This is a genomic window from Pseudomonadota bacterium, from assembly GCA_027624715.1.
In the GTDB taxonomy this organism is placed as follows: Bacteria; Pseudomonadota; Gammaproteobacteria; order Burkholderiales; family Eutrophovitaceae; genus Eutrophovita.
The window spans coordinates 216,697-242,548 of record JAQBTV010000002.1 but is presented as its reverse complement, the minus strand read 5'-3'; the positions used below and the strand labels follow the sequence as shown (position 1 = coordinate 242,548).

The following is a 25,852-nucleotide window of genomic DNA, read 5'->3' as shown; positions in this document are numbered from 1 at the left end:
AAGAATCAAGTCTCAGGAGAGGTCTGTGCCACCAACCGTGAGGCCATCAATACGCAGCGTAGGCTGACCAACCCCCACCGGAACACTTTGTCCATCTTTACCACAGGTACCAACGCCAGAGTCAAGTGACATATCGTTACCGATCATAGACACTCTCGTCAAGACATCCGGCCCATTTCCAATCAGGGTCGCACCTTTTACAGGTTTAGTTATCTTTCCATTTTCAATGAGGTAGGCCTCAGATGCAGAAAATACAAATTTTCCACTAACGATATCAACTTGACCACCACCAAAATTCGCAGCGTAAATTCCACTTTTTACCGAGGACAAAATCTCCTCCCGCTCCATTAATCCGTTAAGCATGTATGTATTCGTCATTCTTGGCATCGGTACATGAGCATAAGACTCGCGTCGTCCATTACCCGTAGGGGGCACACCCATCAATCGTGCGTTTAAGGTGTCTTGCATATAGCCGCACAAAATTCCATCATCAATTAGAACAGTTCTAGAAGTAGGCGTGCCCTCATCATCAACACTGAGCGAACCTCTCCGGTCCGGTATGGTTCCATCATCAACCACCGTCACACCCTTTGCTGCTACACGCTCACCAATGCGGCCGGTAAATGCGGAACTCCCCTTGCGATTGAAATCCCCTTCCAGTCCGTGGCCGATTGCCTCATGCAATAAAATTCCCGGCCAACCAGCGCCCAACACTACCGTCACTTCTCCCGCCGGAGCTGGCCCTGCCCCCATGTTAATCACGGCCTGATCAACCGCTTTTTGCGCATAATCCATCAACCGCTCATCATTGAAATAATCGTATGAAAATCGACCTCCTCCTCCAGCGGAGCCTTGCTCTTTACGACCGTTCTGCTCAACTATTACTTGAATCGACAAACGAACAAGCGGCCTCACATCACAAGCCACGTGTCCGTCTAAACGAGACACCAAAATAGTATCTTGAACAGCAGCCAAGTTAGCAACCACCTGAGTCACTCTCGAGTCAATCTGACGAGCGAACGACTCAACCCTCTCAAGAAGACTAATCTTGTCAGAATTTGAATTGGCTAACAGCGGATCTAGGTTCGTGTAAAGCGATGTTGTCGTAGCCACCCTCGTTGGTATTGATACGGTAGATCCGTGCCTAGCAATCGCCTTTGTCGCATCAAGTGCCGAGTGAATTGCCGCCTTAGAGATTTCATCCGAATAAGCGAAAGCAGTTTTTTCATCAACAATAGCTCGCGCACCAACGCCTTGATCAATGTTAAAACTACCGACCTTTACAATCCCATCCTCAATGGACCAAGATTCTGATCGACTATATTGGAAGTACAAATCGGCATAATCAATCTTTTTAGAACCAATACGGGAAAATAAACTAGGTAGTGTATCCAGAGATAATTCACTAGGATTTAGAATTACCTCATGCACGCGCTCCATATTTTTATCACTCAAGCTCATAACTCTATTACCAAATGTTTTAATTTAATTTCGTACTACATCAATCTGGTGTCTCTTGCCACATATTATTACTCATCACTCCGACGAACACGAGTCACCTTGGGCTCGCTCCAATCACCTAAAACTCTATAATATCTCGTCGCCATTTTATCGAGTGGATCGCCAAATAACTTTTGAGCCAAGAATGCCGCCAATCCGGTTGCAGGATCCACAATAACAGCCCCCACCACCGAGGCTGCACTGCCTAGTTTGGGCGTGACGAACACCTCTAGATCCTGATTCTTTCTAACCATGTCCACACTACCAGAAATGACCACCGAAGCCGAAGTGCCTTCCATGAGCAGTTTACCGGTACGCGCGATGCCATTTATAATAAGCACCTCTGACTCCATATGATCAAAACTGAATCCGGACGAAAACACATCACGAAAATCAAGTGTGATTCGCCTTGGCAATGCCTGCAAGCTGAGCAAACTAATTAGGTGACCAGTTCCAGAACGAATTTTTGAAAACCGACCACCCTTAACTTCGAGATTTAATTTGCCATCTAACGTGGCGAGGTCAATAGAAATGGGGCTGCCCTCCCAATTGACAGAACCACGAAGCCGTCCCACACCCCCAACCATATCCTCTCTCCCCTCTAAACTAGAGAGGTACTGACCTACATCTCGGATATTAAACTCTACGTCATATGCAACGCTTGATTTTGTTCCAAGTTCCCATTGGCCGCGCATGGTCAAGGTTCCCATATCAGTGATGTTCGAAAGTTCGCTTATCTCCCAAAGCCCACGATTAGGTCTCGCGCGCAAGGTAATAGCCCCCCGCTTAACGCCATCAAGATGAAAATCGTCAATCACGGCATTCACTGCTATCGGCACACGGTATATGTTCGCTACTCCATCAGTTACTGCCTGTTCCGACGTCGGCCGACGCATGATCAATCGTTTAAGGTTCGCGGATACTTTAGCTTCTTTGCTACCGTAACCACTAAACAAAACTTTTCCAGAGATGGCTTGACTGTTAATGGTAAATGAGCCATCACGCTTAAAAAACTGCCCATCTATAGAAACTTTGTCGAAAGTGTTACCAAAAGCATCCAAGCGATCGATTTGAGCATCAACTTCCACTATTAACGGGACATCAATAATCGGCCGCTCTTTATTCTTTTTACTGAGCAAAGTACGCCACCCATCAATGTCCACATGCGAAATATTTCCACCGACCAATAACACGTTATCCCCGCCGCTTCGGCTTGTATTCAAGGAGCCACGAACTAACTTTCCATTCAAAAATACAAATTTCGCCAGCTCGCCGCTTTGATTAGAGAGAGTGATGTCACGTGCCCCGGACCTCGACGCAATATATTGCATACGCAATCTCTGTTTGCCTCCCCCAAATGTAGAAAGGGGCTCTGGTAATCCTGATGCCAACCCCTTGAGATCAGCGTTAAGATCTATATGCAATCCATCTGCCACAAATCCGAGAACACCTGATGATGAGATCCGACCAGAAAGGTATCGCGGGTCTATTGGCAATTGAAGATAGTCCATAAACTCGTTCACAGAAACATCAGACTTAAACTCAACCGCTCCGAAGCCTCGATCAACGCGCCTGGATGAAAACGTTGTCTGCGCATCGAATATTCGCGCATGACCACTCCGAATCGCAACCTGAGCCTTGTCAAAATCTATAACAGCTTCAAAGTCATTAAATTGCGGAGCTTTCTCACTAACTCGGATGGATGGACCCTTGATATGAACAGATCCGCTCACTTTCGCCTTTTGGCGATCAAAAAGAGGGATGCTCAACACTAAGTTGAGCGTACCAACGCCCTCAGCGACCATGTTACCTACCGTACCTTTAGTGATTTTATCCAGTGGACTTTTTTTAACGTACCGAATGAGTTCCGCTACAGTAGCTGTAGTTATCCCACCCACATTAAGCGTGGATTCAGGAGTGCCCGTTTTCTCAATGGATAAAGTACTCTGAGACACATCGACTCCAAAAATTGTCGCCCTACTAGGAGCAAAAGAGACTGTTTTGTCTGCATACTTGAATACGCCATAAATCTCGTCAACCCGCGGCCACCCACCGCCGACTTCAACGCTTCCACCCGTGATGTCGGCGCTCAACTCAAATTGCCAGCCGCGAGTGAAAAAAGAAGTCGACAAGTCTCCACTCGCGGTCATTACCAGATTCTTTGCGCGTCCAGACAACACGCGATTCTCTACCCAAGCCTTGGTTTTTAATAACGTACTCGGCAAATAAAAAGGCAATCGAGTGGCATCAATACTCTCGACTTCCACCCGTAAATCAACAGTCTTACTCTTAGCCTCATGAGAAACACCTAATCGAGCAGAAGCCCTCCCAACCAAATCAGTGTTCGAAAACCTTGTATCACCGACATCAACGACCCACTCACTCTCGGTTTTGCGCCCGGCTATACTTGACTGAAATTGAGCAAAATAGAGTGGCTGCGGAAAAATTTTTGGTAGGTTAAACGACACATCCTTAGAATCAATCTGAACAAGAAACTGATCATTTTCAAATTTCAGAGCTCCAGTTAAACCCTGCACCCCAGGATTTTTCTCCGACGCGTAGAATCCAATACCTTCAAATCGTGTTTGTAATGCAAGATCCATAGCAGAAAGGGATCCACCATCCGCCTGCCATGAAACATCTACCAAGTTCAAAATACCCCCAGGCAGCAGCCGATCGACAAGCGCTAAATTTTTCTTGCTGTCAATAACCCGTCGACTGATAAACTTAAACAGATCAACAGATAAATCACGCATCACAATTTGATTTCTTCCTGTTGAAACGTCTTTATTCATGTGCACAACATCCAAATGGACGGCTAATCCACTATCGATTTCAGCAACTATATTTGAAAACGTCATCTCCTGCCGATCAGAAGAGGCTTTCCAAGATGCCTGAAAAGAAGCCTGGGAAACACCCACAGGTTCTGCGCCCTTTTTTGTAGCTAATGAAAAATCATTAAGCTTCAGATCAGCGACAACTTGCTGCGAATCTCCGCCGTCGAAGTTAGCCACACCCTGCGAATTCACAACCGTATTGTCTACCTGCACCACCGGAGGCACCCAACCTTTAAAGGAGGACAGTCGAAGCGCACTCACGTCCCAGCTAATATTACCTATAAAATCAGATCTACTATTTAGATTAAACAAGTTAGGGCTAACAAGGCTTATATTAATCGCGTCAAACCAGTCATTCTTCATTTCACTTGAAAGCACGATGCTGATTTCACCTGCCGAAAACGACGTAGTCAGCAATACGCCGTTTAATGTAATTGAATAGTTATCCAGAATCTCATCGACAAAGCTAAGTGAACCCCCTGTAATTTCGACTTGCTTCTGTCGTACTAACCATTTCAATAATGGTCCCTCTTCTGGGCTAAAGGGATAGACCCGCTTACCACCTACCCATATCGCATTATTCTTATCCCTTTTCACGAAAATTTTTGGGCTATAAATTTTAATTCTTAATAGGTCAATCTCACCGAAAAACAAGGCAAAAGTGGATACTCGGGCCTCGAGCTTATCCAAGCTAAAAACTGTTGCATCGCGATCATCTGAGACCGTAAGCGCAGAAAAAGTAAAGTCTGGGTGCAGCCCATCCCAGCGAGCCTCTATTTCACCGACTTGTACAGATTGCTGAATTGAATCCGTAAGCCTCTTCGCCATCCAATCTCGGTGTTGATTGATATTAGGAATAAGATAGAATTTGATTACAGCGAGGCCGCATGCAAATAGCAAAGCCAAAACGAAGCACGCTAACCAAACGACTTTCAAAAGTCTACGGGATAGCCATCTACTATAAGGTTTAAAATTTCCCGTAAAATTCAATGTTTGGCCCTAGGCGGATCACAACGTAAAAGTAAAAAAGTGCTGAAGAAATATGGAAATATTACTTAAGGGTAAACAAATTATGCCCTGAATTCCAATTGGATTATGATTATATTTTGCGCTCAGCCATACCATTTACAACTTTAATTGAAATATGCACTAAACTTGCGGGTTTTTAACGCGGTCTAAATTGGTTTTCACAAGGGGATTTAAAACATGTCCATGGCAGATAAGGATGGGGTAATTTGGTACGATGGAAAGATGGTCCCATGGCGCGAAGCGACAACCCATGTGTTGACGCATTCACTGCATTACGGATTAGCCGTTTTCGAGGGGTTAAGAGCTTACAACACGCCTAAAGGTCCAGCAATTTTTCGTCTGAAAGAACATATTGACCGTCTGTTCGCCTCTGCACACATCTACATGATGCCTATGCCATTTTCAAAAGTTATCATAGAAAAGGCTTGTCTTGATGTTGTTCGTGAAAATAAACTTGAGTCGTGTTATATCCGCCCCATTGGGTTTTATGGCTCAGAGAAAATGGGAGTTTCGCCAAGAGGAGCAAGCGTACACATCTCGATTGCTGCGTGGCCATGGGGAGCCTATCTCGGCAGCGAAGGCATTGATAAGGGCATTCGCGTTAAAACATCCAGCTACTCAAGGCACCATGTTAACGTCACGATGTGCCGCGCAAAGTACTCAGGAACTTATGCTAACTCAATACTAGCGAATCAAGAAGCTATTGATGACGGCTATGACGAGGCACTACTCCTAGACGTTGATGGCTTTGTCGCGGAGGGCGCAGGAGAAAACCTGTTTATCGTAAAAAATAATACGATTTATGAGCCTGAGCTAACGTCAGCGCTAATGGGTATAACCCGAGATACAGTGATCACTCTAGCGAACGCGGCCGGCATCAGCGTTAAATCAAGACGACTAACACGAGACGATGTGTACACTGCTGACGAAGCATTTTTTACAGGAACAGCAGCTGAGGTCACACCAATACGAGAATTGGATAGAAGAGCCATCGGACAAGGAACGCGTGGACCCGTTACGGGACTCATTCAAAAACAATTCTTTGATATTGTGAATGGCAAAGCACCCACATACGACAAGTGGTTGACTTATGTCTGATAATAGAGCTAGAGGCGTCTCATCAAAACAAGCAGAAATTATAGACATAGCGGAATCTGATCTTCCTATAGCCTGCTCCTCTCAACCGAACTAAACTTGGAACCTTCATCCAAGAGTATTTTTAGACTTTTACGTTGGCAAAAAATCTCAATGTTCCTAATGTGGTACGCGATACCAAATCATCTGATTTTTCAAAAAACCAGCCCGTCTGTCGAGCCACAGCGCCAGGCATTACTTTAAGAGAGCACAAATATTGCTCCGTCACGACAAACCACTGACTCACTTCAAAAACATTGATCGTATCTTAATTGTTGCGCCTGCGTGGCTTGGCGACGCGGTTATATCACACTCCCTCATCCGCCACCTGTCTCGAGAATATAAAACCGCCTCTATCGATGTCTTCGTATCTAGATCCCTTCAGCCTATCTACAAACAGATGCCGGAAGTTAACGAGATTATTGATAACCAATTTGGACATGGACAACTAAGATTGTACGACCGTTGGCGCACCGCCAAAACCATAAAATCAAATCGTTATGATGTGGTTTACGTCTTACCAAATAGCATCAAAAGCGCCCTAGTTCCTTTTCTAGCACGCATACCTCATCGTGTCGGTTATACAGGTGAATTAAGGTTTGGGTTACTCAACCATCGACAAGTGCTCAATAAGACTCAATACCCACTTCTCGTGGACCAATATTTACAACTGGCAAGGGATACACAATCAAATGCCTTAGCGTTACGCGAAAACCCCAAACTGAGTGTTACTAGCGAAGATTTTGAACAGACACTCATGAAATTTAATATAAACAATAGGATTCCTTACGTTTGTTTATGCCCAGGAGCGGAATATGGTCCAGCTAAACGCTGGCCTCAACAGCACTATGCCGAATTAGCTCAAGAGCTTCGTGCCCACCATTTACCTTCGATCATCTTAGGCAGTAATCACGATATCGATATTGGAGCAGCCATCCATCAATTGAGTCACGAATCAACTCAAAATTTAACTGGAATGACCAGCCTGGAAGAAGCGGTACATATAATTTCTGGTGCTAAATGCGTCATCACTAATGATTCTGGGTTGATGCACGTCGCTGCAGCGCTTAATACACCCTTAATTGCATTATTTGGATCAAGCTCTCCAACCTACACACCACCACTTTCAGATAACGCTAAAATTCTCATACATTCCCTAGCATGCTCTCCTTGCTTTCAAAGAATCTGTCCACTTGGGCATACCAAATGTCTCACTGACATAAAGACAAATAGCGTACTGACGGAAGTATTAGCCCTAGTCAAAAAAAACTAAAAATCAATGACTACAGACGTCAACGAATTACATAGTTACCACCCGCCTTCTTGGCTACCGGGCAGTCATCCACAAACTATATATCCATTTTTTTTTAGATCGCCAGAATCAATGATTTACCAAAGGCAAACAATTGAAACACCAGATGGAGATTTTCTGCATATAGATTGGGTTAATAAAACCGCCAGAAACCCTCTGGTCGTGTTACTACACGGGCTTGAAGGAAGTTCAAACAGCCATTACTCAAAAGCGCTAATGGCAAAAATTAAACAGCTAGGTTGGGCCGGGTGCATCGTGCATTTTAGAGGCTGTAGTGGCAGCCCAAACCGATTGCCGCGAGCTTATCATTCGGGGGATAGTAATGAGCTTGAATGGATCATCCCTGAGCTAAAAAAAATGTGCTTCGGGCCTATGTTCATTACGGGTTATTCTTTAGGAGGTAATGTACTTTTAAATTGGTTAGGAAAGCCTGGTTATCAAAATATTGCGGCGATCAATGCGGCAGTTGCCATATCCGTGCCTTACGACTTAGTTGTTGCAGGAAACCGGCTGAGCGAAGGCGTTAATCGAATTTATGGCGCACATTTCTTACAAACATTGAAACGAAAAACATTACAAAAAATTGAAACTCATAAGCTAGATATTGAACCAGAATCAATCAAAGCATGCAGAACACTCAAAGAATTTGATAATCGCTTCACCGCACCCATCCATGGATTTAATGGTGTTGAGGACTACTGGTCTCGCGCAAGCAGCAAACCTTTTTTGTCATCCATCAACAAGCCAACTCTAATTATCCACTCAGAAAATGACCCATTCTTACCTGGACTTGAACTAAAAACACTTACTAGAAGTAATGATCATATTACGTTGAACTTAACAAAATGCGGTGGTCACGTTGGGTATATTAGCGGCACATTTCCAGGACATATAGAATGGTTGCCAGAACGCATCATAAAATATTTTATGGATTTTTTATGAATTTAGAGTCATCAATTTTCAAGGCTTACGACATACGAGGTGTCGTCGGAAGCTCCTTAACAATCGAGATTGTGACATTAATTGGCAAAGCGATTGGAAGTCAGGTTCGGAATGGACAAGCAATATGTGTCGGTCGAGATGGCCGACTAAGTGGGCCTTGTATTGCTTCCGCCCTCATCGAGGGATTAATCTCTGCGGGCGTCAATGTGATAGATATCGGCCAAGTCACCTCACCAGCCTTATACTTTGCCACCTATGAACTTGAGACTGGGAATGGCGTTATGGTGACTGGGAGTCACAATCCTCCAGAGTATAACGGGCTTAAGATCATCTTAGATGGTCATGCAATTTATGGTGATCAAATTCTCAACCTACTCAAACGAATACAAGAGAAGGACTTCGTTTTTGGCAATGGTCACTTATCAAGCACTAACATTAGCAAGAGATACACAACCCGCATCCAAAATGACATTAGGTTATCACGACCGATGAAAATATCCATCGACTGCGGCAATGGTGTTGCTGGAATGTATGCAGGTGAAATATTCAAATCGATTGGCTGTGATGTACGCGAGCTTTTCTGCGACGTGGATGGCACCTTTCCGAATCACCATCCAGATCCTTCTAAACCTGAAAACTTACAGGATTTAATCAAAGACGTCACCGAAGGAGAATCGGAGCTAGGTTTAGCCTTTGACGGCGATGCAGATCGACTAGGCGTTGTTACAAAACAAGGAGAAATCATTTATCCAGATCGACTGATGATGATGTTTGCTGATGATTTGCTTACTAGACATAAGAACGCAGAGATCATCTACGATGTCAAGTGCTCGAGAGACTTAGGCCACTGGATTAGAGGTCGCGGCGGACGTCCTAAAATGTGGAAAACAGGTCACTCGCTTATCAAAGCTGAGATGAAATCGACCGGTATACTCTTGGGAGGTGAGATGAGTGGTCACTTCTTTTTTAGAGAGAGATGGTATGGCTTCGATGATGGCATTTATGCGGGCGCACGATTATTAGAGTATCTCAGTAAACAATCTTCGTTATCACAAACATTTAATGATTTACCTAATTCTGTTTCAACACCAGAACTCCAAATTCATTGTAAAGAGGGAGAAAATTTTTCAGTCACTGAGCGATTGAAGACCTCAGATTTCTTCTCTAACGCTGAAGATAAATTAACCATCGATGGGATACGCGTAGAATACCAAGACGGATTCGGACTAGCCAGAGCATCCAATACAACGCCCACAATCGTGTTACGCTTCGAGGCAGATACCCAATCTGCACTCAAAAGAATTATGGGTGAATTCAAGAACGCCTTGGCTAACATAGCCCCGCATCTTAAATTCCCTCTACGCCCTGACGAGTAGTCATCAACAGGCTTATACTGAGCGCTCAGCTACCCACTTTGACACAGAGGCTATTGCTGCATTCAAACCTTCTGGATTTGTACCGCCAGCCTGGGCAAGATCAGGTCGCCCACCGCCCTTACCGCCAACTTGATTGGCAACGTAATTAACTAACTCTCCCGCTTTAAACTTATCCGTTAAATCATCAGTCACGCCAGCTATTAAAGTGATCTTCTCACCACTAATAGACGCTAACAAGATTACGCCAGACTTCAACTTTTCCTTTAACTGGTCGATGGTCTGGCGCAACAAGACAGCATCCGAGTCCTGTAGCACTGTCGCCAATACAGTAACCCCGTTAACCGACTGAGCCTTAGCAACCAGGTCCTCCCCTTTAACTGAAGCTACTTTTGATTTGACGCGAACAAGCTCTTTTTCAAGTTTTCGAACATTATCTAAAATTTGCAATAATCGATCATTGGCTTCGTCTGGCGCAACCTTCAATAAAGATGAAATCTCATCTAACTGACTGCCTCTTCGATGAATATAATCAAGTGCGCTCTGTCCAGTAGTCGCCTCTATACGCCGAACACCAGAGGCAATACCTGTCTCAGCAGTTATCTTGAATAATCCGATATCGCCCGTCCGCTTGACATGCGTACCACCGCATAATTCTGTTGAAAAGTTGGCCATCTCTATCACACGGACCTCATCACCATACTTCTCCCCAAATAAAGCGATAGCGCCTGTTTCAATCGCCTGGTCATAAACCATCACTCGAGCCTGAACGTTAGCATTACTTCGAATGCTATTGTTGACTGCATTTTCGACTTGCTCTAGCTCCACCGATGTAAGTGGTTTAGGGTGAGAAAAATCAAATCGCGTTCTTGTTTCATCAACTAAAGAACCCTTTTGTTGCACATGATTACCCAGAACTTGACGTAACGCCGCATGAAGAAGGTGAGTGGCCGAGTGATTAAACATCGTAGCAGCACGAACAGCACCATCAACCTCAGCAGCAACCGAATCACCTACTTTCAACTCGCCATTTGCCACCTCACCGTGGTGTCCGAAGACCTCCGCTTGGATCTTCCGAGTATCGCCAACGCGAAATATCGAATAGGGAGGAACTTCGGTCGCAATAGTCCCACGATCACCTACCTGTCCCCCAGATTCGGCATAGAAGGTAGTCTTTTCAAGAACCACAATGCCGTTGTCCCCTTTGACTAAACGATCGACAAAAACACCATCTTTGTAGATTGCAAGTACCTCTGAATTTGTCGCCAACGATTCATACCCATTAAATTGTGTGTTTAGGCCTTTGTATTCGATTCCCTGAACAGTTTGAAATTTGGAAGCAGCCCTCGCCCTTTGTCGCTGCTGCTCCATTGCCGCTTCAAATCCTGACAGATCAATCTGGATACTACGCTCACGCGCAATATCGGCAGTTAAATCCACCGGGAAACCGAACGTATCGTATAAACGAAATACAGTTTCTCCGTCCAAGACCTTATCTTCCCTTAGTAAGGCGGCCTCTAAAACCGTCATACCCTTTTCAAGTGTTTCGGCGAAACGACGTTCCTCTTCAAAAAGAACCTCAGAGACCCGTTCTTGGGCAGTCACAAGCTCGGGATACGCTTTGCCCATAACCTTAACCAGGTCAGCAACCAGCTTATAAAAAAACGGAGTTAAACAATCTAATTTATATCCATGTCGAATCGCTCTTCGAATTATCCGCCTCAAAACATAGCCACGACCCTCGTTACTTGGCATTACCCCGTCAACGATGAGAAAAGCACAAGAGCGAATATGATCGACTATCACCCTTAAAGACGCGTTACCAGAATCTTGACAACCGGTCTCACGAACAACAGCATTGATTAACACTTTAAATAGATCAATCTCATAATTGGAATAAACCTTTTGTAGAACAGCGGCCATTCGCTCCAACCCCATACCTGTATCTACCGAAGGTTTAGGTAAAAAATTCATCGCCCCGGACTCATCACGGTTGAACTGCATGAACACCAAATTCCAAATCTCAATGAAACGATCCCCATCCTGATCTGCGGAACCCGGCGGGCCACCTTCTACCTGCGCCCCATGATCCCAAAATATCTCTGAACAAGGTCCACAAGGACCGGTATCTCCCATTTGCCAAAAATTATCACTTTGATATTTTTGACCACCCGGTTTATCACCGATACGCACAATACGTTCAGCAGGGATCTTGATCTCTTTAGCCCAAATATCGTAGGCCTCCTCATCCGTCTCGTACACCGTGACCCATATACGGCTGGGATCCAAACCAAACTCATCGGTCAATAAACCCCAAGCCAGTCGTATCGCATCTAATTTAAAATACTCCCCAAAACTAAAGTTTCCGAGCATTTCAAAAAACGTGTGATGGCGTGCGGTATAACCTACGTTTTCCAAGTCATTATGTTTGCCTCCCGCTCGCACACATCGCTGCGAGGTCGTAGCCCGAGAGTAAGAACGTTTATCATGCCCAAGGAATACATCCTTAAACTGAACCATACCTGCGTTAGTAAACAATAACGTTGGGTCGTTTCCAGGAACAAGCGGGCTACTCGAAACGATCGCATGACCACTTCGCTCAAAGTATTTAAGAAATCTTTCTCTAATTTCATCACTTTTCATTCGCGTGTCTCACTACATTAAATAACGCTTTATCAATCCTGAAAAACATCTCTTTCGAAGGTACAATCAGGATCCGATAAGACTTTCTTTATCGTACTTTGATCAAAACCTCGATTCAATAAAAAACGGGCTTGCTTTGCCCATTCAGCAGGACACTCGGGTTTCAAACTGTATTTTTTTGACCAAACCAATCTAGCAGCAGCCAGATCGCCAGTAAGAACCTCTTCTCGATATTTCAGGATGGTACTTTTAGCGACGCCTCTCGCCTCCAGATCCTGAAAAATTTTTCTCATACCAAACCGTTCACGCTTAGTGCGAATAAAAGCTTCGACATAACGACGGTCATCTAGGTAACCTTTATGCTCAAATTCATCCAGTAACTGGTTGATATCTTGCGGACTTCCACCCTTTAGAAGAAGCTTATTACCCAGCTCAAAACGCGTATATTCACGTCGCCCTAACAAACGCATCGCCGTTAGTGTGAGTGACTCTTCCAAATGAATTATCCCAAATTCTAATCTTCAGAACCTTCAGAATCTTCAGCATCTTTTGGAGCTTTTGCACCCTTGGGAGCTTTTGGAGCATTGGCAAGACGAACACCAACGATCTCACGTATTTTGTTTTCAATTTCAACAGAAATTTTCGGATTTTGCTTTAAAAATTCTCGGACATTATCTTTACCTTGTCCGATGCGATCACCATTGTAGCTATACCAGGCCCCCGCTTTTTCCACGATATTATGCTTCACTCCGAGATCAATGACTTCGCCTTCCCGGGAAATTCCCTGGTCATAAAGAATATCAAATTCCGCCTGCCTAAAAGGAGGGGCAACTTTATTCTTTACTACCTTGGCGCGAGTCTCATTGCCGATCACTTCATCAGATTTTTTTATCGCACCAATACGTCTAATATCAATTCGAACCGAAGAGTAAAACTTAAGGGCATTACCCCCTGTCGTAGTCTCAGGATTCCCAAACATGACACCAATCTTCATACGTATCTGGTTAATGAAAATAACTAACGTGTGAGATCTCTTAATATTTGCGGTTAGTTTCCGAAGTGCCTGAGACATCAATCTAGCCTGTAGCCCCATTTGTGGCTCACCCATTTCACCCTCAATCTCCGCCCGAGGCGTTAAAGCTGCAACCGAATCAACAACCACCACATCAACAGAACCTGATCGAACCAACATATCAGCTATCTCTAATGCCTGCTCACCGTTATCTGGTTGGGAAATTAACAATTCATCAATGTTGACACCTAATTTCTTCGCATACTCAGGGTCTAACGCATGCTCCGCATCAATAAAGGCTGCGGATCCACCAATTTTTTGCATTTCTGCAATCACAGAAAGCGTCAATGTGGTCTTACCAGATGACTCTGGACCATAAACCTCAACAACCCGCCCTCTGGGTAATCCACCAATGCCAAGCGCAATATCAAGGCCGAGAGATCCCGTCGAAACCACCTTCAAATCCGGATTAATTTCCTGCTCCCCAAGCCGCATAATGGAGCCTTTGCCAAACTGCTTCTCAATCTGAGATAGTGCCGCCTCTAGCGCTTTTTGCCTATTTTCATTCATTTGTGTATGAGCTCCGGATGTCTAAGATTAATCGTAGTTTATTAGTATTAGATTATCGCACAGCCTCGACAAGTCCGAAGCCACTTTATTAAAACCCGCCTATCCGACTGTGCCATACCTCGAGAAGTACTAGTCCTGAGCTAAAAACTGCTCCATCAAACTGAGGCTCTCTATCACCGATTTCTGACGCACAGAGTTGCGATCTCCTTCAAACAAAAATCTTCTTGTCATCAAACCCTTAAGCTTACTCCCTACACCAATCCAGACTGTGCCCACAGGTTTGTCTTCGGTTCCCCCTTCAGGACCCGCAACACCACTTGTCGCAATTGCACAATTCGCTCCGGTACGATTCAAAACGCCGAATAACATCTTCTCAACGACAACGTCAGACACCGCTCCATATTGATCGATCAATTTAGGATCCACCCCCAATTGCTGCACTTTTGATTGATTAGAATAAGTGACGAAGCCAACATCGAACCAAGATGAACTACCTGGCACCATCGTTAGGGCTTGTGCGACCCATCCGCCGGTGCATGACTCCGCAGTCCCAACAATCAAAGCATTTTCTTTGAGTATCAAACCTAAACGTTGACTAATTTGATAAATATCTGATTTAAGGTAAGAGCTCATCACTGAATCAGTTAGTCCCCAGCAAGGCTACGACCGGCACGAAAACTGTAAACGCACAAAGGGTGTATACCGCAGCGACTAAATCATCCAGCATCACGCCCAGCCCTCCTTTTACGCGTTGGTCTATAAGACGTATTCCAAAAGGCTTTAAGATATCAAAAATACGAAAAACAATAAAACCGAGCACATGAAAGATCATATTTTGCGGAATAAGCGCTAATATAATTCCGAAAGCGACGATCTCGTCAATCACGATCGCAGAATGATCTGAATGACCTAGGATAGTTTCCGAAACCGCACAAATCTTAATGCCTACTAAGAACATCACAACCCAAAATAGCAACAACAGTTCTACCGACAAACTAGCGCCTAACAAATAGTGAATTGGCAAAGCGACTAACGTCCCCCAAGTTCCTGGGCCTGGACGAATCAAGCCAACACCAAAGCCACACGCCACAAATAGATATGGATGCTTAAAAACCTGATTAGCTATAGAAACGCTATTTTTTTCTTGCAAAATGATCGAAACCTCTTTGGAAGTCTTTTTTAAAATCGACATTCCCGCAGCGAACTATAACACCAGCGCCTTGGATCACGCGACCGATCTTAGTAAGCGACAAACCTAGCTCGCCAGCAATCTTATTTATACTATTTTCATGTTCTACATTAGCTGTAAACAAAAGCTCATAATCATCACCACCACCGAGAATACTGCTCTCAATGTTTTGATCATACCGCAGATTTTTTATTGACTCATGTAATGGAATTTTTTCATAATCAATGATAATTTTCACACCAGATTGATCTGCAATATGCCCAGAATCAGCTACTAAGCCATCAGAAATATCGATTGCCGAATTCGCAATCCCGAGTAACTTTTGACCGAGCTCTATCCGAGGTTGCGGCTGATGCAAATGCTGCAAGAAGTCTTGTTCTTCTTCGATAGTAAATTGAAGTACTCCCTGTTTAATCAAAAGACCAATGGAACCAAGCCCAATTAAACCGGAAACCCATACGTCATCCTCCAGGCAAGCATGATCTCTCCGCAAAGCAGCATCTGATTTCACAAATCCAATTGCCGTTAGAGTAATCGACAAGGTGTCCCCTCGATTGGTATCTCCGCCCACAAGAGCCACAGAGTGACGACTGAGCAATTCCTTGACGCCATTGGAAAACCGCTCAATCCAGATTTCATCAGAACAGGGCAACGTGATAGACAAAAGCACATATTTTGGAATCGCTCCCATCGCAGCAAGATCCGATAAATTTACTGCGACAGATTTATAGCCGATAGAAAATGGATCATCCGTCGATAAAAAATGAGTACCGCTTACCAGTGTATCGGTAGTAAGAACTAAATCCCGACCATCACCCATGTCTATTAAGGCACCATCATCACCGACACCGAGCCGCACACCAGCTGAATTATGATGGAAGTACTTGCGTATAATTTCAAATTCCGAAGCCAAACTTTTGACCTCTGTCCTAAATCAACTTCTGGAAACTACGGCCAAGAACTCTTTGTACTCTTCATCATCCATTGAAAAGCTGTGTTCTTTCATTGGGAATTGCCCTCCTCTAACCTCATTCTGAAAGTCATCAAGTGCCTTAAGAATAATCTCCCAACAATTTGCATATTTCTTCATGAACTTTGGAGAAAATCGATCGAACAACCCGACCATATCATGTAACACCAAGTTCTGACCATCGCATCCGGCACCGGCCCCAATACCAATTGTGGGTATCCGAAGCGTATCAGTAATCAGTGCCGCGACCCGATCAGGAATAGCTTCTAAAACAATTGCGAAGCATCCAGCCCTCTCTAGCGCAAGCGCATCGCACAAAAGTTGCGCCCCCGCTTTAGCACTCTTTCCCTGAACTCTGAATCCCCCCATCTTTGACAGCAATTGTGGCGTCAGTCCGATATGAGCCATCACAGGAATCCCTGCGTCTACAACCGCCTTCGCTATATCTGCAAACTCTTCGCCCCCTTCCATCTTGACAACATCTGCACCCCCCTCTTTGACCATACGCATCGCATTATTAATCGCATCTGCTTTGGTTGCATGGTAAGCCCCGAGAGGAAGATCACCAACCAAGATGCATCGCTTTGTAGCCCGAGATATCGCCTTCGCGTGATGAATCATTTCATCCATGGTAACGGGCACTGTACCGGTGTAACCCAGTGCCGTCATCCCCAAAGAATCCCCAATCAAAATACAATCCACTCCAGAGCGATCAACAAGCTGCGCTGTAGGAAAATCGACAGCTGTTACCTGAAATACTTTTTCTCCACGATCCACCTTATCTTGCAAATCATATATAGACAATTTCTTAACAACATCTTCAGACATGCCGCACCCCCCATCTAAGTGTTTTCAGCATAATTAAGATTGTGCTGCGCGGCAGCCCTTGAGATATCGATCCAGGACGCCATTAATGTATTTATGTCCATCAGTTCCGCCAAACTGCTTTGCCAACTCGACACACTCGTTGATGACTACCTTAAATGGCACCTCAGAAGTTTCACCAAGCTCAACCATAGCAATGAGCAAAATCGCTTTTTCTATCGGTGAAATTTGTGATATCGGGCGATCAAGGCAGGATTCAATATCTTTGTAATATCGTAACGAATTGTTAATCGCAGATTCTAAGAGGCTACGCGTGTAATTTACATCCGCCTTCGGATATTCTTCCTCGGTGATTAAAACCTCTATGATCTTCTCGACCTCAACCTGGTTTACTTGCCAATGATACAAGCCTTTCATAGCTAATACCCGAGCGTATCGCCGACTACCTTTCATAAATTAGATCTAGTAGCCGCACCATACCAATGGCCACATCAGCACATTGTTTTGATTTTTGCTCCATACGCTCGGTTGTCTGATTCATGTTTTCACAAGTAAGAATCCCGTTAGCAATCGGAATACCCGTATCCAACTGAACCCTCATAATTCCCTTCGCTGATTCGTGTGAAACCACTTCAAAATGGTATGTCTCTCCTCGAATTACAGACCCGAGCGCAATTAATGCATCGAAGCTACCGGTTTTTGCCATAGCATCCAAAACGATCGGGATTTCCAGCGCGCCCGGAACCTCAGCATATGTAATATCATCGGGGCTAACGCCTAAGTGCACTAGCTGTTCGCCACAAGCCACGCGCATCGCTTCCGTAACATCCTTATTAAATTGCGCGATAACTATGCCAACCTTTAACCCATCACCGGTAACTTCCTCAAAGGGTTGAGTCTCAAATTTTTGCAACTATCTTGCTCCTTATCATTTCCCGAAAACACCAGGAGTCAACATTTATCACATACCTCAATCAGATGGTTTTTCCCTATAGCCAACAGTCTCTAGATCAAAACCAGTCATGCTAGGCATTCGCCTTGGTGTAGCCATCAACCTCATACGAGCAACACCAAGATCTTTCAAAATTTGAGCGCCAATCCCATAGTTACGAAGGTCCATTTTTGTCGGCAACTCTTGGCCTGGTTGCAAATGTCGCAGCAGCGAATCCCCGTCCTCAGTGCGGTGGATAAGTATCAAAACACCTGTACCCGCTTGGTTGATAGTGGCCAAGGCATCATCAAAGTGCCATGAATGTATACGACTATTCTTATCGAGAAGATCAGCTATGGACAAAGGTTCATGAACTCGAACCAAGATCTCTTTGGAAGCTTCCAATGTTCCTTTAACAAGTGCCAGATGTACTTCTTTTGAAATGCGATCACGATAAGCAACCAACTTAAAAGATCCGGCAACCGTATCAATAGATCGCTCCAAAACACGCTCCACCAGCGATTCATGCTGGCCTCGATAAGCAATTAAATCGGCAATCGTTCCGATTTTAATATTATGCTGGATACTAAAAGTTACGAGATCAGGCAGTCGAGCCATTTCACCATTTTCTTTTAAGATCTCGCAAATCACAGCCGACGGTTGCAATCCTGCCATCAAGGCCAAATCGCAACCAGCCTCAGTATGTCCGGCCCTCACTAGAACTCCACCCTCTACCGCCTTCAGAGGAAAAACATGCCCTGGCTGTACGATATCCGTCGGAGAAGCGTCAGCAAAGGAGGCCACCTTAATTGTTAGCGCCCTATCCGCGGCAGAAATTCCAGTCGTAACACCCTGTGCAGCCTCAATCGAAGCAGTAAAATTTGTACCCATACGAGAACCGTTGAAGCCTACCATAGGCATCAAATTTAACTTTCGACACTTTTCCTCAGTTAGCGTCAAACAGATAAGTCCTCTACCAAATGTAGCCATAAAATTTACAGCTTCCGCTGTCACATGCTCCGCGGCCATAACAAGATCCCCCTCGTTTTCACGATCTTCCTCATCGACGAGAATAACCATCTTTCCGTTTTTAAAATCATCAATGATGTCGGATATTGGGCTAATGTCAGATGTCATATTGAGTCAGAATTAGTTAAGAGCTTTTCCACATAACGCGCCAGCATATCAACTTCTAAATTAACGCAACTACCAGGCCTAATAAATTTTAAATTAGTCATGTTGATCGTATGAGGCACAAGATTAATCAGCACTTTATCTTTTTTATCTTCATTCACGGTCAAACTCACACCATTTACTGTTATAGATCCTTTTTTGACAAGATACCTATTTAATGCCGACGGAATTGTAATAGTTATCTCCCAATTCCCATCTCTTTCGTCAACAACCTCAATCTTTCCAATCCCATCAACGTGTCCACTTACTAAATGTCCACCAACTAATGAGTTTAGTGTCATGGCACGTTCTAAATTAACGACATCACCCACTAAAAAACCGGTAACCAGTTTTAGTGTCTCTGGCGATACATCAAAATCAAGCGAGTTTTCACTTAAGCCAACGACCGTCAAACACGCGCCGTTAACCGCGATACTGTCACCAATTGCGACGCCATCCATCTTGAAAAGATCACTGCGCACCACCAAACTTGCACCTGCCCCAGCAGCTTCGCAACGCTCTACACCACCTGTGCACTCAACAATTCCTGTAAACATAATCAAAATCTAACCATAACTCTAAAATCCCTACCAAATTTTTTAATGTCAATGATATCTCTCTCGGCGACTTCGTCCATCTTTTCTAGCTCATTAAGAAAAAACATTCCTCTGCCTTGGGCACCCAAAAATTTCGGCGCATAGTAGATGATCATCTCATCAATTAAATTTCTACGCAGGAACGCACTATGCAAGTTAATACCCGCCTCCACTAAAACCTCATTCATATGCTGGTTAGCTAATTCAATTAAGAGCGCCGCTAAATCAACGCGGCCATTCGAGTCGGGCAACACCAATACATTAACGCCTTTATCAATAAAGGGGCCTAGTCGCTCCTTATTTGTGACTGCAGTCGCAATCGTTGCTCCAGGCATTTTAAAAAGCCGTGCACTCAAGGGGCTACGTAATTGACTATCCACAACTACCTTTACAGGCTGTCGACTCGTTTCAATATATCGTACAGTCAGTCTGGGGTCATCCTCTACGACGGTACCAACTCCCGTAAGCACAGCACACGAACGCGCTCGCCACCGATGAACATCCTCTCTTGCTAACTCTGACGTGATCCACTGACTCTTTCCATTTTCTAACGCGGTTTTTCCATCAAGTCCTGCAGCAACTTTGACACGAACCCAAGGCTTACCGGACTCCATCCTTCTAAAAAAACCGATATTAAGCTCTCGCGACTTCTGAGCGAGTAATCCCTCTAACACTGTAATCCCATTCGCCTTAAGTCGCTCGATCCCTTTCCCATTGACCAATGGGTTAGAATCCCGCGAGCTCAAAATGACTCGACTTATACCTGCTTTAATGATGGCGTCAACACAAGGAGGTGTTTGCCCCTGATGAGCACATGGCTCTAGATTGACATAAAGCGTTGCGCCTAAGGTCTCAGCAGCAGCTTGCTTCATTGCCAAGACCTCTGCGTGCGCCTCCCCAGAAGCAACATGCCATCCTTGACCAACGATACGTCCATTTTTCACAATCACACAACCCACTCTTGGGTTCGGTGCAGTCGAGTACAGGCCTAGAGTCGCTAATTCAAGCGCCTTAGCCATGAAATACTCATCTTCATGCGCCTCGGTTTCAACCACGCTCACGGTTTTTGAACTTCCTCGAGGACATCTCGAAAATCCTCTTCATCTTGAAAGTTTCGATAAACCGAAGCGAAGCGGATATAAGCCACCTTATCCAATTTACGTAACTCTGCCATCACCAATTCACCTATGCGGCGTGACTCAATCTCACGCACTCCGAATGATAAAGTTTTTTGGATAATACGATTTATCGCATCTTCAACTAAATTGGTAGGTACAGGCCGCCTATGCAGCGCACGTGAAAAACCAGTTCTGATCTTCCTTTCATCAAATTCCTCTCGGGTGCCATTCGTCTTAACCAATTGGGGCATGCGTAACTCAACCACCTCATAAGTTGTAAAGCGCTTATCGCAAGCCACACAACGCCTACGGCGACGGATACTATCACCACTTTCAGAAACTCTTGAATCCACTACTTGTGTGTCTTCATAACTGCAAAACGGACATTTCATATCTTGTTTCCGTCACAAAATGAATCGTTGGTCATCCGTACACAGGATGCCGTTTACACAGGTCCTTAATAGCATCTCTCACTTTAGCCGCAACCGAAGCATCATGTGGCCGATCTAGAACATCGGCAATCAAATTTGCCGTTTGACATGCCTCTTCATAACCAAAACCTCTAGTAGTCACCGCAGGAGAACCAATACGGATACCACTCGTCACAAACGGCGACTCCGGGTCATTCGGTATTGCGTTCTTATTGACCGTAATATGCGCAACGCCAAGTACACGCTCCACCTCTTTCCCTGTAATTTTTTTTCCACGTAAATCAACTAAAAATAAATGGCTATCCGTACCGCCTGAAATAATCCTCAAACCTCGCTCCGTGAGAACCTTCGCCATGGCCTTTGCATTAATGATTACCTGCTCTTGATAAGCAACAAACTCCTGAGTCAGTGCTTCTTTAAGTGCGACAGCTTTTCCAGCAATGACGTGCATCAAAGGTCCTCCCTGATTCCCAGGGAAAATTGAAGAATTCACACGTTTTTCATACTCAAGACTTGATAGGATCAAACCACCTCTCGGACCTCTTAATGTTTTATGGGTCGTAGTCGTTACAAAATCTGCAATACCTACCGGTGAAGGATAAACACCTGCAGCGACCAGACCAGCATAATGTGCCAGATCAACCAAGAAATAGGCATCAATGGCTTTTGCCACTTCAGCAATTCGAGCCCAATCAATAATCAACGAGTACGCAGAAGCCCCCGCAACTATCATTCTAGGCTTATGTTTATGAGCTAACTCCTCAATTGCGGAGTAATTAATAATTTCATCTTTATCCAGGCCGTAACTCACGAAGTTATAAATCTTACCGCTAAAATTTACAGGGGAACCATGGGTAAGGTGGCCTCCGTCCGCTAGCGCCATGCCGAGTACAGTATCACCTGGCTTAAGGACAGACATATAAACTGCAGCATTTGCCTGACTACCAGAGTGTGGTTGTACGTTTACCGCTTCCGCGCCAAACAATTCTTTAGCACGACTGATCGCCAACATCTCAACTTGATCAACAAACTCACACCCGCCGTAATAACGTTTGCCAGGGTAGCCCTCAGCATATTTATTAGTCAGCAAGGACCCCTGAGCTTCTAATACTGCTGGGCTAGCGTAATTTTCTGACGCAATCAGTTCCACGTGATCTTCTTGCCTTTGAAACTCTAAGCTCATAGCATTCCAAAGCTCCGGATCACTACTTTGAATACTATCTTTATGGCGAAACATACGGGTTTAATTGCCTTTTAAATATATTAAGATCGACAATTTTATCATTGCGCGCTGCGGCATTCATAAATTCGTCGAATCTGTCAGAATAGCGTCCAGACCTAAAGATGCAGTGTAATCCGCCGAACGATCATAATTAAAAATATGTAAGGGGAGAAAGGACATGCCAAAAAGCCTACTTAGTAAATTTATTTGGTTAGGAATCGTAGTCCTTGGCGCGAGTGCTGTTGGCGGCATAGCAATTACTCGCGGGGAGTCGATCAATGCGATCTGGTTCATCGTCGCCGCTATTTGTACTTATCTAGTCGGATTTCGATTTTATAGCGCATGGATTTGTGCAAAAGTTCTAGTCTTGGATGAAACGCGCGCAACACCGGCTGAGAGATTGAATAACGGTCGAGATTTTATTCCAACCAATAAGTGGGTCACTTTCGGACATCACTTTGCCGCTATTTCCGGACCAGGGCCGCTCATTGGGCCAACACTCGCCATGCAATTTGGTTATCTCCCTGGAACGATTTGGATTCTTGTTGGTGCAGTCCTTGGAGGCTGTGTACAAGACATGATCATCCTTTTTTGCTCTACAAGACGCGATGGTCGCTCGTTAGGTCAAATAGCTAAAGATGAACTTGGACCCATCGGAGGCTGGGCAGCCTTACTAGGAACCATGATGATTATGATCATTCTGATAGCCGTTCTAGGTCTGGTGATCGTGAAGGCTATGGCTCATAGCCCGTGGGCAACTGCAACTGTGCTTGGTACAATTCCAGTTGCAATGCTGGTCGGCATTTATATGAAAGGCATTCGTCCAGGTCGCGTACTAGAGGGAACACTTATTGGAATTGCTCTACTTTTTGTGTGCGTTCTAGGAGGGGGATGGATAGATGCAAATGAATCTATCCGTGGTTTATTTGAATGGAGTAGTGAGCAAACCGCATGGTTCGTGATCATTTACGGATTTAGCGCCGCTGTTCTTCCTGTATGGCTTTTATTAGCACCTCGAGACTACCTGTCAACATTTCTTAAGCTTGGCGTTGTGTTTTTGCTTGCGTTCTCAATTGTTATCCTGGCTCCTGAAATCAAAATGCCTCACCTCACACAGTTTGCGGAAAACGGCATGGGACCTATTTTCAAAGGTGATTTGTTCCCATTTGTGTTCATCACGATTGCGTGTGGGGCTATTTCTGGATTTCACTCATTGGTCGCTTCCGGCACGACGCCTAAACTACTTACTAATGAGCGAGAAATTAGAATGATCGGATACGGATCCATGGCGCTTGAGTCATTCGTAGCTATCATGGCAGTCGTCGCAGCTACCGTCTTAGAGCCTGGGGTTTTCTTCGCAATCAACAGTCCTGCAGGCGTTGTAGGCAGTACAGCTGCCGAAGCCGTGGCTACTATTTCCTCTTGGGGTTTTCCAGTTAGTGTTGAGGAAATGGAATCCCTAGCGACAAGCATGGGTGAATCGACCTTATTTGCTCGGACTGGCGGTGCTCCATCACTTGCAGTGGGTATGGCGACCATTTTCTCAGGGACCTTTGGGGGATCAGCTCTCGCTGTGTGGTATCACTTCGCCATCATGTTCGAGGTACTCTTCATCCTCACAACGTTAGATGCAGGAACGCGAGTTGGTCGATTTATGCTCCAAGATTTTGGAAAACACATTTGGAAACCAATCGGTAACGTATCATCCTACCCAATGACCATTCTTGCCAGTGTCATCTTTGTGTCGGCGTGGGGCTACTTCCTGTGGCAAGGCGTGAAGGATCCTCATGGAGGCATCAACATACTCTGGCCTCTATTTGGAATTTCAAATCAGCTTTTAGCAGGCATCGCTCTATGTGTTGCCACCAGCATCATAATAAAAATGGGCAAACTGCGTTATGCGTGGGTTACAGGTCTACCGCTGATTTGGCTAACATTTATATGCACTTGGGCCGGATGGGAAAAAGTATTTAGCTCTAACCCTGCCGTAGGTTTCCTATCCGGGGCTTCAGATATGGCTGATAAGCTTGCTGCTGGAGCCCTAAGTCCAGACGTTGCCGCAGTAGCTCCGCAGTTAATCTTTGCAAAACGTATTGATGCGGTATTAGCGATTCTCTTCGCAATCATTTTATGGATTGTGATCATTGATATGCTCAGAATGAGCTTTAAGTTTCTCAATGGAGGAAAAGTACTGCCTCTTTCAGAAGCTCCTTACGTACGCTTGAACTTAAACACATCCTCAGTTACCACAGGATTACACTAAAAATTAAGGACAACCTAATGAATATACTTAAAAAGTTTTGGGCATATATTCGACAAGCTTCTGGAGATGACGCGTACGAACGTTATTGTGCGCATCATCAACTTAATCATCACGAGTCCGAACTCATGAATCGTGCCGAGTACTTTGAATATCGACAACATAATAAATGGAGTGGCGTGACTCGATGTTGCTAAATTTTGAGGACGCGGGTGCTCAGCAACTGATTGTAAAGAACACTAAGGTCTCTTTGACTGGCGACAAACAGTTACCGCTGACGACCCCAGACATATCGATACTTTAAATATTTGCCGCCATCGGGAGAGTCCCATATCCGCGCCTCGTAGCGCTCCCCCCCAATACGTTCATAGAATGTAACAGCCGGCTTGTTATCAGCCAGTACCCACAGATACACACGTGACTCATTAAATTGTGCTCGACTAAGATCGGCTATACGCTCCACCATTTGAGCACCATAACCATGTCGCTTCAAAGCGTGACTGACATGCAAATTATCTATAAAAGTTCCAAACGCCTCATCCGCTGAAAAATAGGCACACACGAATCCAACTATATCTTGGGCGCTCTCTAGGCATAAGATAAGTTGATTTACACTTGGATTAGCGAAACGGCCCATCCATATCTGCAACCGATCCGACTCGACCTCATGATCTAAGTACTGATCACTCAAAATGCCTTTGTACGCACGCTGCCAACTTTTAGCATGGAGTGCCGCAATTGTAATGCAGTCATCAAGCGAAGCCTCTCGGATTTTAACCATACAT

At 44.7% G+C, this 25,852-nt stretch carries 23 protein-coding genes; 6 read left to right on the top strand and 17 right to left on the bottom strand.

The genetic code is table 11. From position 1 onward, the window contains the following. Nucleotides 1-12 precede the first annotated feature (12 nt). Both tldD and O3A65_02655 read right to left on the bottom strand, forming a co-directional pair. Nucleotides 13-1,461, bottom strand: a complete 1,449-nt coding sequence (tldD, locus tag O3A65_02660) for a metalloprotease TldD (protein ID MDA1331365.1) — start codon at nt 1,459-1,461, stop codon at nt 13-15. A gap of 68 nt (nt 1,462-1,529) precedes the next feature. Beyond that, complete coding sequence (locus O3A65_02655) at nt 1,530-5,243, bottom strand: DUF3971 domain-containing protein (GenBank protein ID MDA1331364.1); 3,714 nt, start codon at nt 5,241-5,243, stop codon at nt 1,530-1,532. A gap of 300 nt (nt 5,244-5,543) precedes the next feature. On the opposite strand from O3A65_02655, the gene O3A65_02650 reads away from it, so the two are divergent. The 4 genes from O3A65_02650 to O3A65_02635 all read left to right on the top strand — a co-directional run bounded on the left by O3A65_02650 (nt 5,544) and on the right by O3A65_02635 (nt 10,130). Next, a complete protein-coding gene (locus O3A65_02650; GenBank protein ID MDA1331363.1) occupies nt 5,544-6,464 on the top strand; it encodes a branched-chain amino acid transaminase in 921 nt (306 codons plus the stop codon). Between the two features lie 253 nt (nt 6,465-6,717). Next, the gene (gene waaF, locus O3A65_02645; GenBank protein ID MDA1331362.1) at nt 6,718-7,773 is read left to right on the top strand and encodes a lipopolysaccharide heptosyltransferase II; all 1,056 of its coding nucleotides are present in this window, start codon (nt 6,718-6,720) and stop codon (nt 7,771-7,773) included. A 6-nt stretch (nt 7,774-7,779) separates the two neighbouring features. Further along, nucleotides 7,780-8,754 carry a hydrolase gene (locus O3A65_02640; GenBank protein ID MDA1331361.1) on the top strand — a complete coding sequence of 325 codons (975 nt, stop codon included), beginning with the start codon at nt 7,780-7,782 and terminating at the stop codon, nt 8,752-8,754. Continuing rightward, a complete protein-coding gene (locus O3A65_02635) occupies nt 8,751-10,130 on the top strand; it encodes a phosphomannomutase/phosphoglucomutase (GenBank protein MDA1331360.1) in 1,380 nt (459 codons plus the stop codon). Before O3A65_02640 ends, O3A65_02635 begins: the two co-directional genes overlap by 4 nt. A gap of 12 nt (nt 10,131-10,142) precedes the next feature. On the opposite strand, the gene alaS is transcribed toward O3A65_02635, so the two are convergent. The 14 genes from alaS to O3A65_02565 form a co-directional block, all read right to left on the bottom strand. After that, entirely contained in the window at nt 10,143-12,770 is a 2,628-nt protein-coding gene (gene alaS / locus O3A65_02630) for an alanine--tRNA ligase (protein MDA1331359.1), read from the bottom strand. A 32-nt stretch (nt 12,771-12,802) separates the two neighbouring features. Then, nucleotides 12,803-13,267 carry a regulatory protein RecX gene (locus O3A65_02625; GenBank protein MDA1331358.1) on the bottom strand — a complete coding sequence of 155 codons (465 nt, stop codon included), beginning with the start codon at nt 13,265-13,267 and terminating at the stop codon, nt 12,803-12,805. A 17-nt stretch (nt 13,268-13,284) separates the two neighbouring features. After that, entirely contained in the window at nt 13,285-14,352 is a 1,068-nt protein-coding gene (gene recA / locus O3A65_02620; GenBank protein ID MDA1331357.1) for a recombinase RecA, read from the bottom strand. Nucleotides 14,353-14,481: 129 nt separating this feature from the next. Beyond that, nucleotides 14,482-14,985, bottom strand: a complete 504-nt coding sequence (locus O3A65_02615) for a nicotinamide-nucleotide amidohydrolase family protein (GenBank protein MDA1331356.1) — start codon at nt 14,983-14,985, stop codon at nt 14,482-14,484. A gap of 7 nt (nt 14,986-14,992) precedes the next feature. Then, entirely contained in the window at nt 14,993-15,502 is a 510-nt protein-coding gene (locus tag O3A65_02610) for a phosphatidylglycerophosphatase A (GenBank protein MDA1331355.1), read from the bottom strand. Beyond that, nucleotides 15,486-16,454, bottom strand: coding sequence for a thiamine-phosphate kinase (gene thiL / locus O3A65_02605; protein ID MDA1331354.1), 969 nt, complete (start codon nt 16,452-16,454; stop codon nt 15,486-15,488). Before thiL ends, O3A65_02610 begins: the two co-directional genes overlap by 17 nt. 21 nt (nt 16,455-16,475) lie before the next feature. Then, on the bottom strand, nt 16,476-17,339 hold the full coding sequence (gene panB / locus O3A65_02600; protein ID MDA1331353.1) for a 3-methyl-2-oxobutanoate hydroxymethyltransferase: 864 nt from the start codon (nt 17,337-17,339) through the stop codon (nt 16,476-16,478). A 33-nt stretch (nt 17,340-17,372) separates the two neighbouring features. Next, on the bottom strand, nt 17,373-17,789 hold the full coding sequence (gene nusB, locus O3A65_02595; GenBank protein MDA1331352.1) for a transcription antitermination factor NusB: 417 nt from the start codon (nt 17,787-17,789) through the stop codon (nt 17,373-17,375). Further along, on the bottom strand, nt 17,779-18,249 hold the full coding sequence (ribH, locus tag O3A65_02590) for a 6,7-dimethyl-8-ribityllumazine synthase (GenBank protein ID MDA1331351.1): 471 nt from the start codon (nt 18,247-18,249) through the stop codon (nt 17,779-17,781). Before ribH ends, nusB begins: the two co-directional genes overlap by 11 nt. 57 nt (nt 18,250-18,306) lie before the next feature. Continuing rightward, the gene (ribBA, locus tag O3A65_02585) at nt 18,307-19,404 is read right to left on the bottom strand and encodes a bifunctional 3,4-dihydroxy-2-butanone-4-phosphate synthase/GTP cyclohydrolase II (protein ID MDA1331350.1); all 1,098 of its coding nucleotides are present in this window, start codon (nt 19,402-19,404) and stop codon (nt 18,307-18,309) included. Then, nucleotides 19,401-19,997 carry a riboflavin synthase gene (locus O3A65_02580; protein MDA1331349.1) on the bottom strand — a complete coding sequence of 199 codons (597 nt, stop codon included), beginning with the start codon at nt 19,995-19,997 and terminating at the stop codon, nt 19,401-19,403. The genes ribBA and O3A65_02580 overlap by 4 nt, the downstream gene beginning before the upstream one ends. Nucleotides 19,998-19,999: 2 nt before the next feature. Then, nucleotides 20,000-21,097, bottom strand: coding sequence for a bifunctional diaminohydroxyphosphoribosylaminopyrimidine deaminase/5-amino-6-(5-phosphoribosylamino)uracil reductase RibD (gene ribD, locus O3A65_02575; GenBank protein MDA1331348.1), 1,098 nt, complete (start codon nt 21,095-21,097; stop codon nt 20,000-20,002). Continuing rightward, a complete protein-coding gene (gene nrdR, locus O3A65_02570; protein ID MDA1331347.1) occupies nt 21,094-21,546 on the bottom strand; it encodes a transcriptional regulator NrdR in 453 nt (150 codons plus the stop codon). The genes ribD and nrdR overlap by 4 nt, the downstream gene beginning before the upstream one ends. A 31-nt stretch (nt 21,547-21,577) precedes the next feature. Continuing rightward, nucleotides 21,578-22,822: a serine hydroxymethyltransferase gene (locus tag O3A65_02565; protein ID MDA1331346.1), complete on the bottom strand. Its 1,245-nt coding sequence runs from the start codon at nt 22,820-22,822 to the stop codon at nt 21,578-21,580. Between the two features lie 163 nt (nt 22,823-22,985). Between O3A65_02565 and O3A65_02560 the strand changes: the two genes are divergently transcribed. Both O3A65_02560 and O3A65_02555 read left to right on the top strand, forming a co-directional pair. Further along, complete coding sequence (locus tag O3A65_02560; protein ID MDA1331345.1) at nt 22,986-25,070, top strand: carbon starvation protein A; 2,085 nt, start codon at nt 22,986-22,988, stop codon at nt 25,068-25,070. A gap of 17 nt (nt 25,071-25,087) precedes the next feature. Beyond that, nucleotides 25,088-25,264: a YbdD/YjiX family protein gene (locus O3A65_02555; protein MDA1331344.1), complete on the top strand. Its 177-nt coding sequence runs from the start codon at nt 25,088-25,090 to the stop codon at nt 25,262-25,264. Nucleotides 25,265-25,335: 71 nt separating this feature from the next. Here the strand turns inward: O3A65_02555 and O3A65_02550 are convergent, their stop codons facing one another. Next, nucleotides 25,336-25,848 (bottom strand): GNAT family N-acetyltransferase, encoded by a 513-nt coding sequence (locus O3A65_02550; protein MDA1331343.1) that lies wholly within the window; start codon nt 25,846-25,848, stop codon nt 25,336-25,338. Between the last annotated feature and the right edge of the window lie 4 nt (nt 25,849-25,852).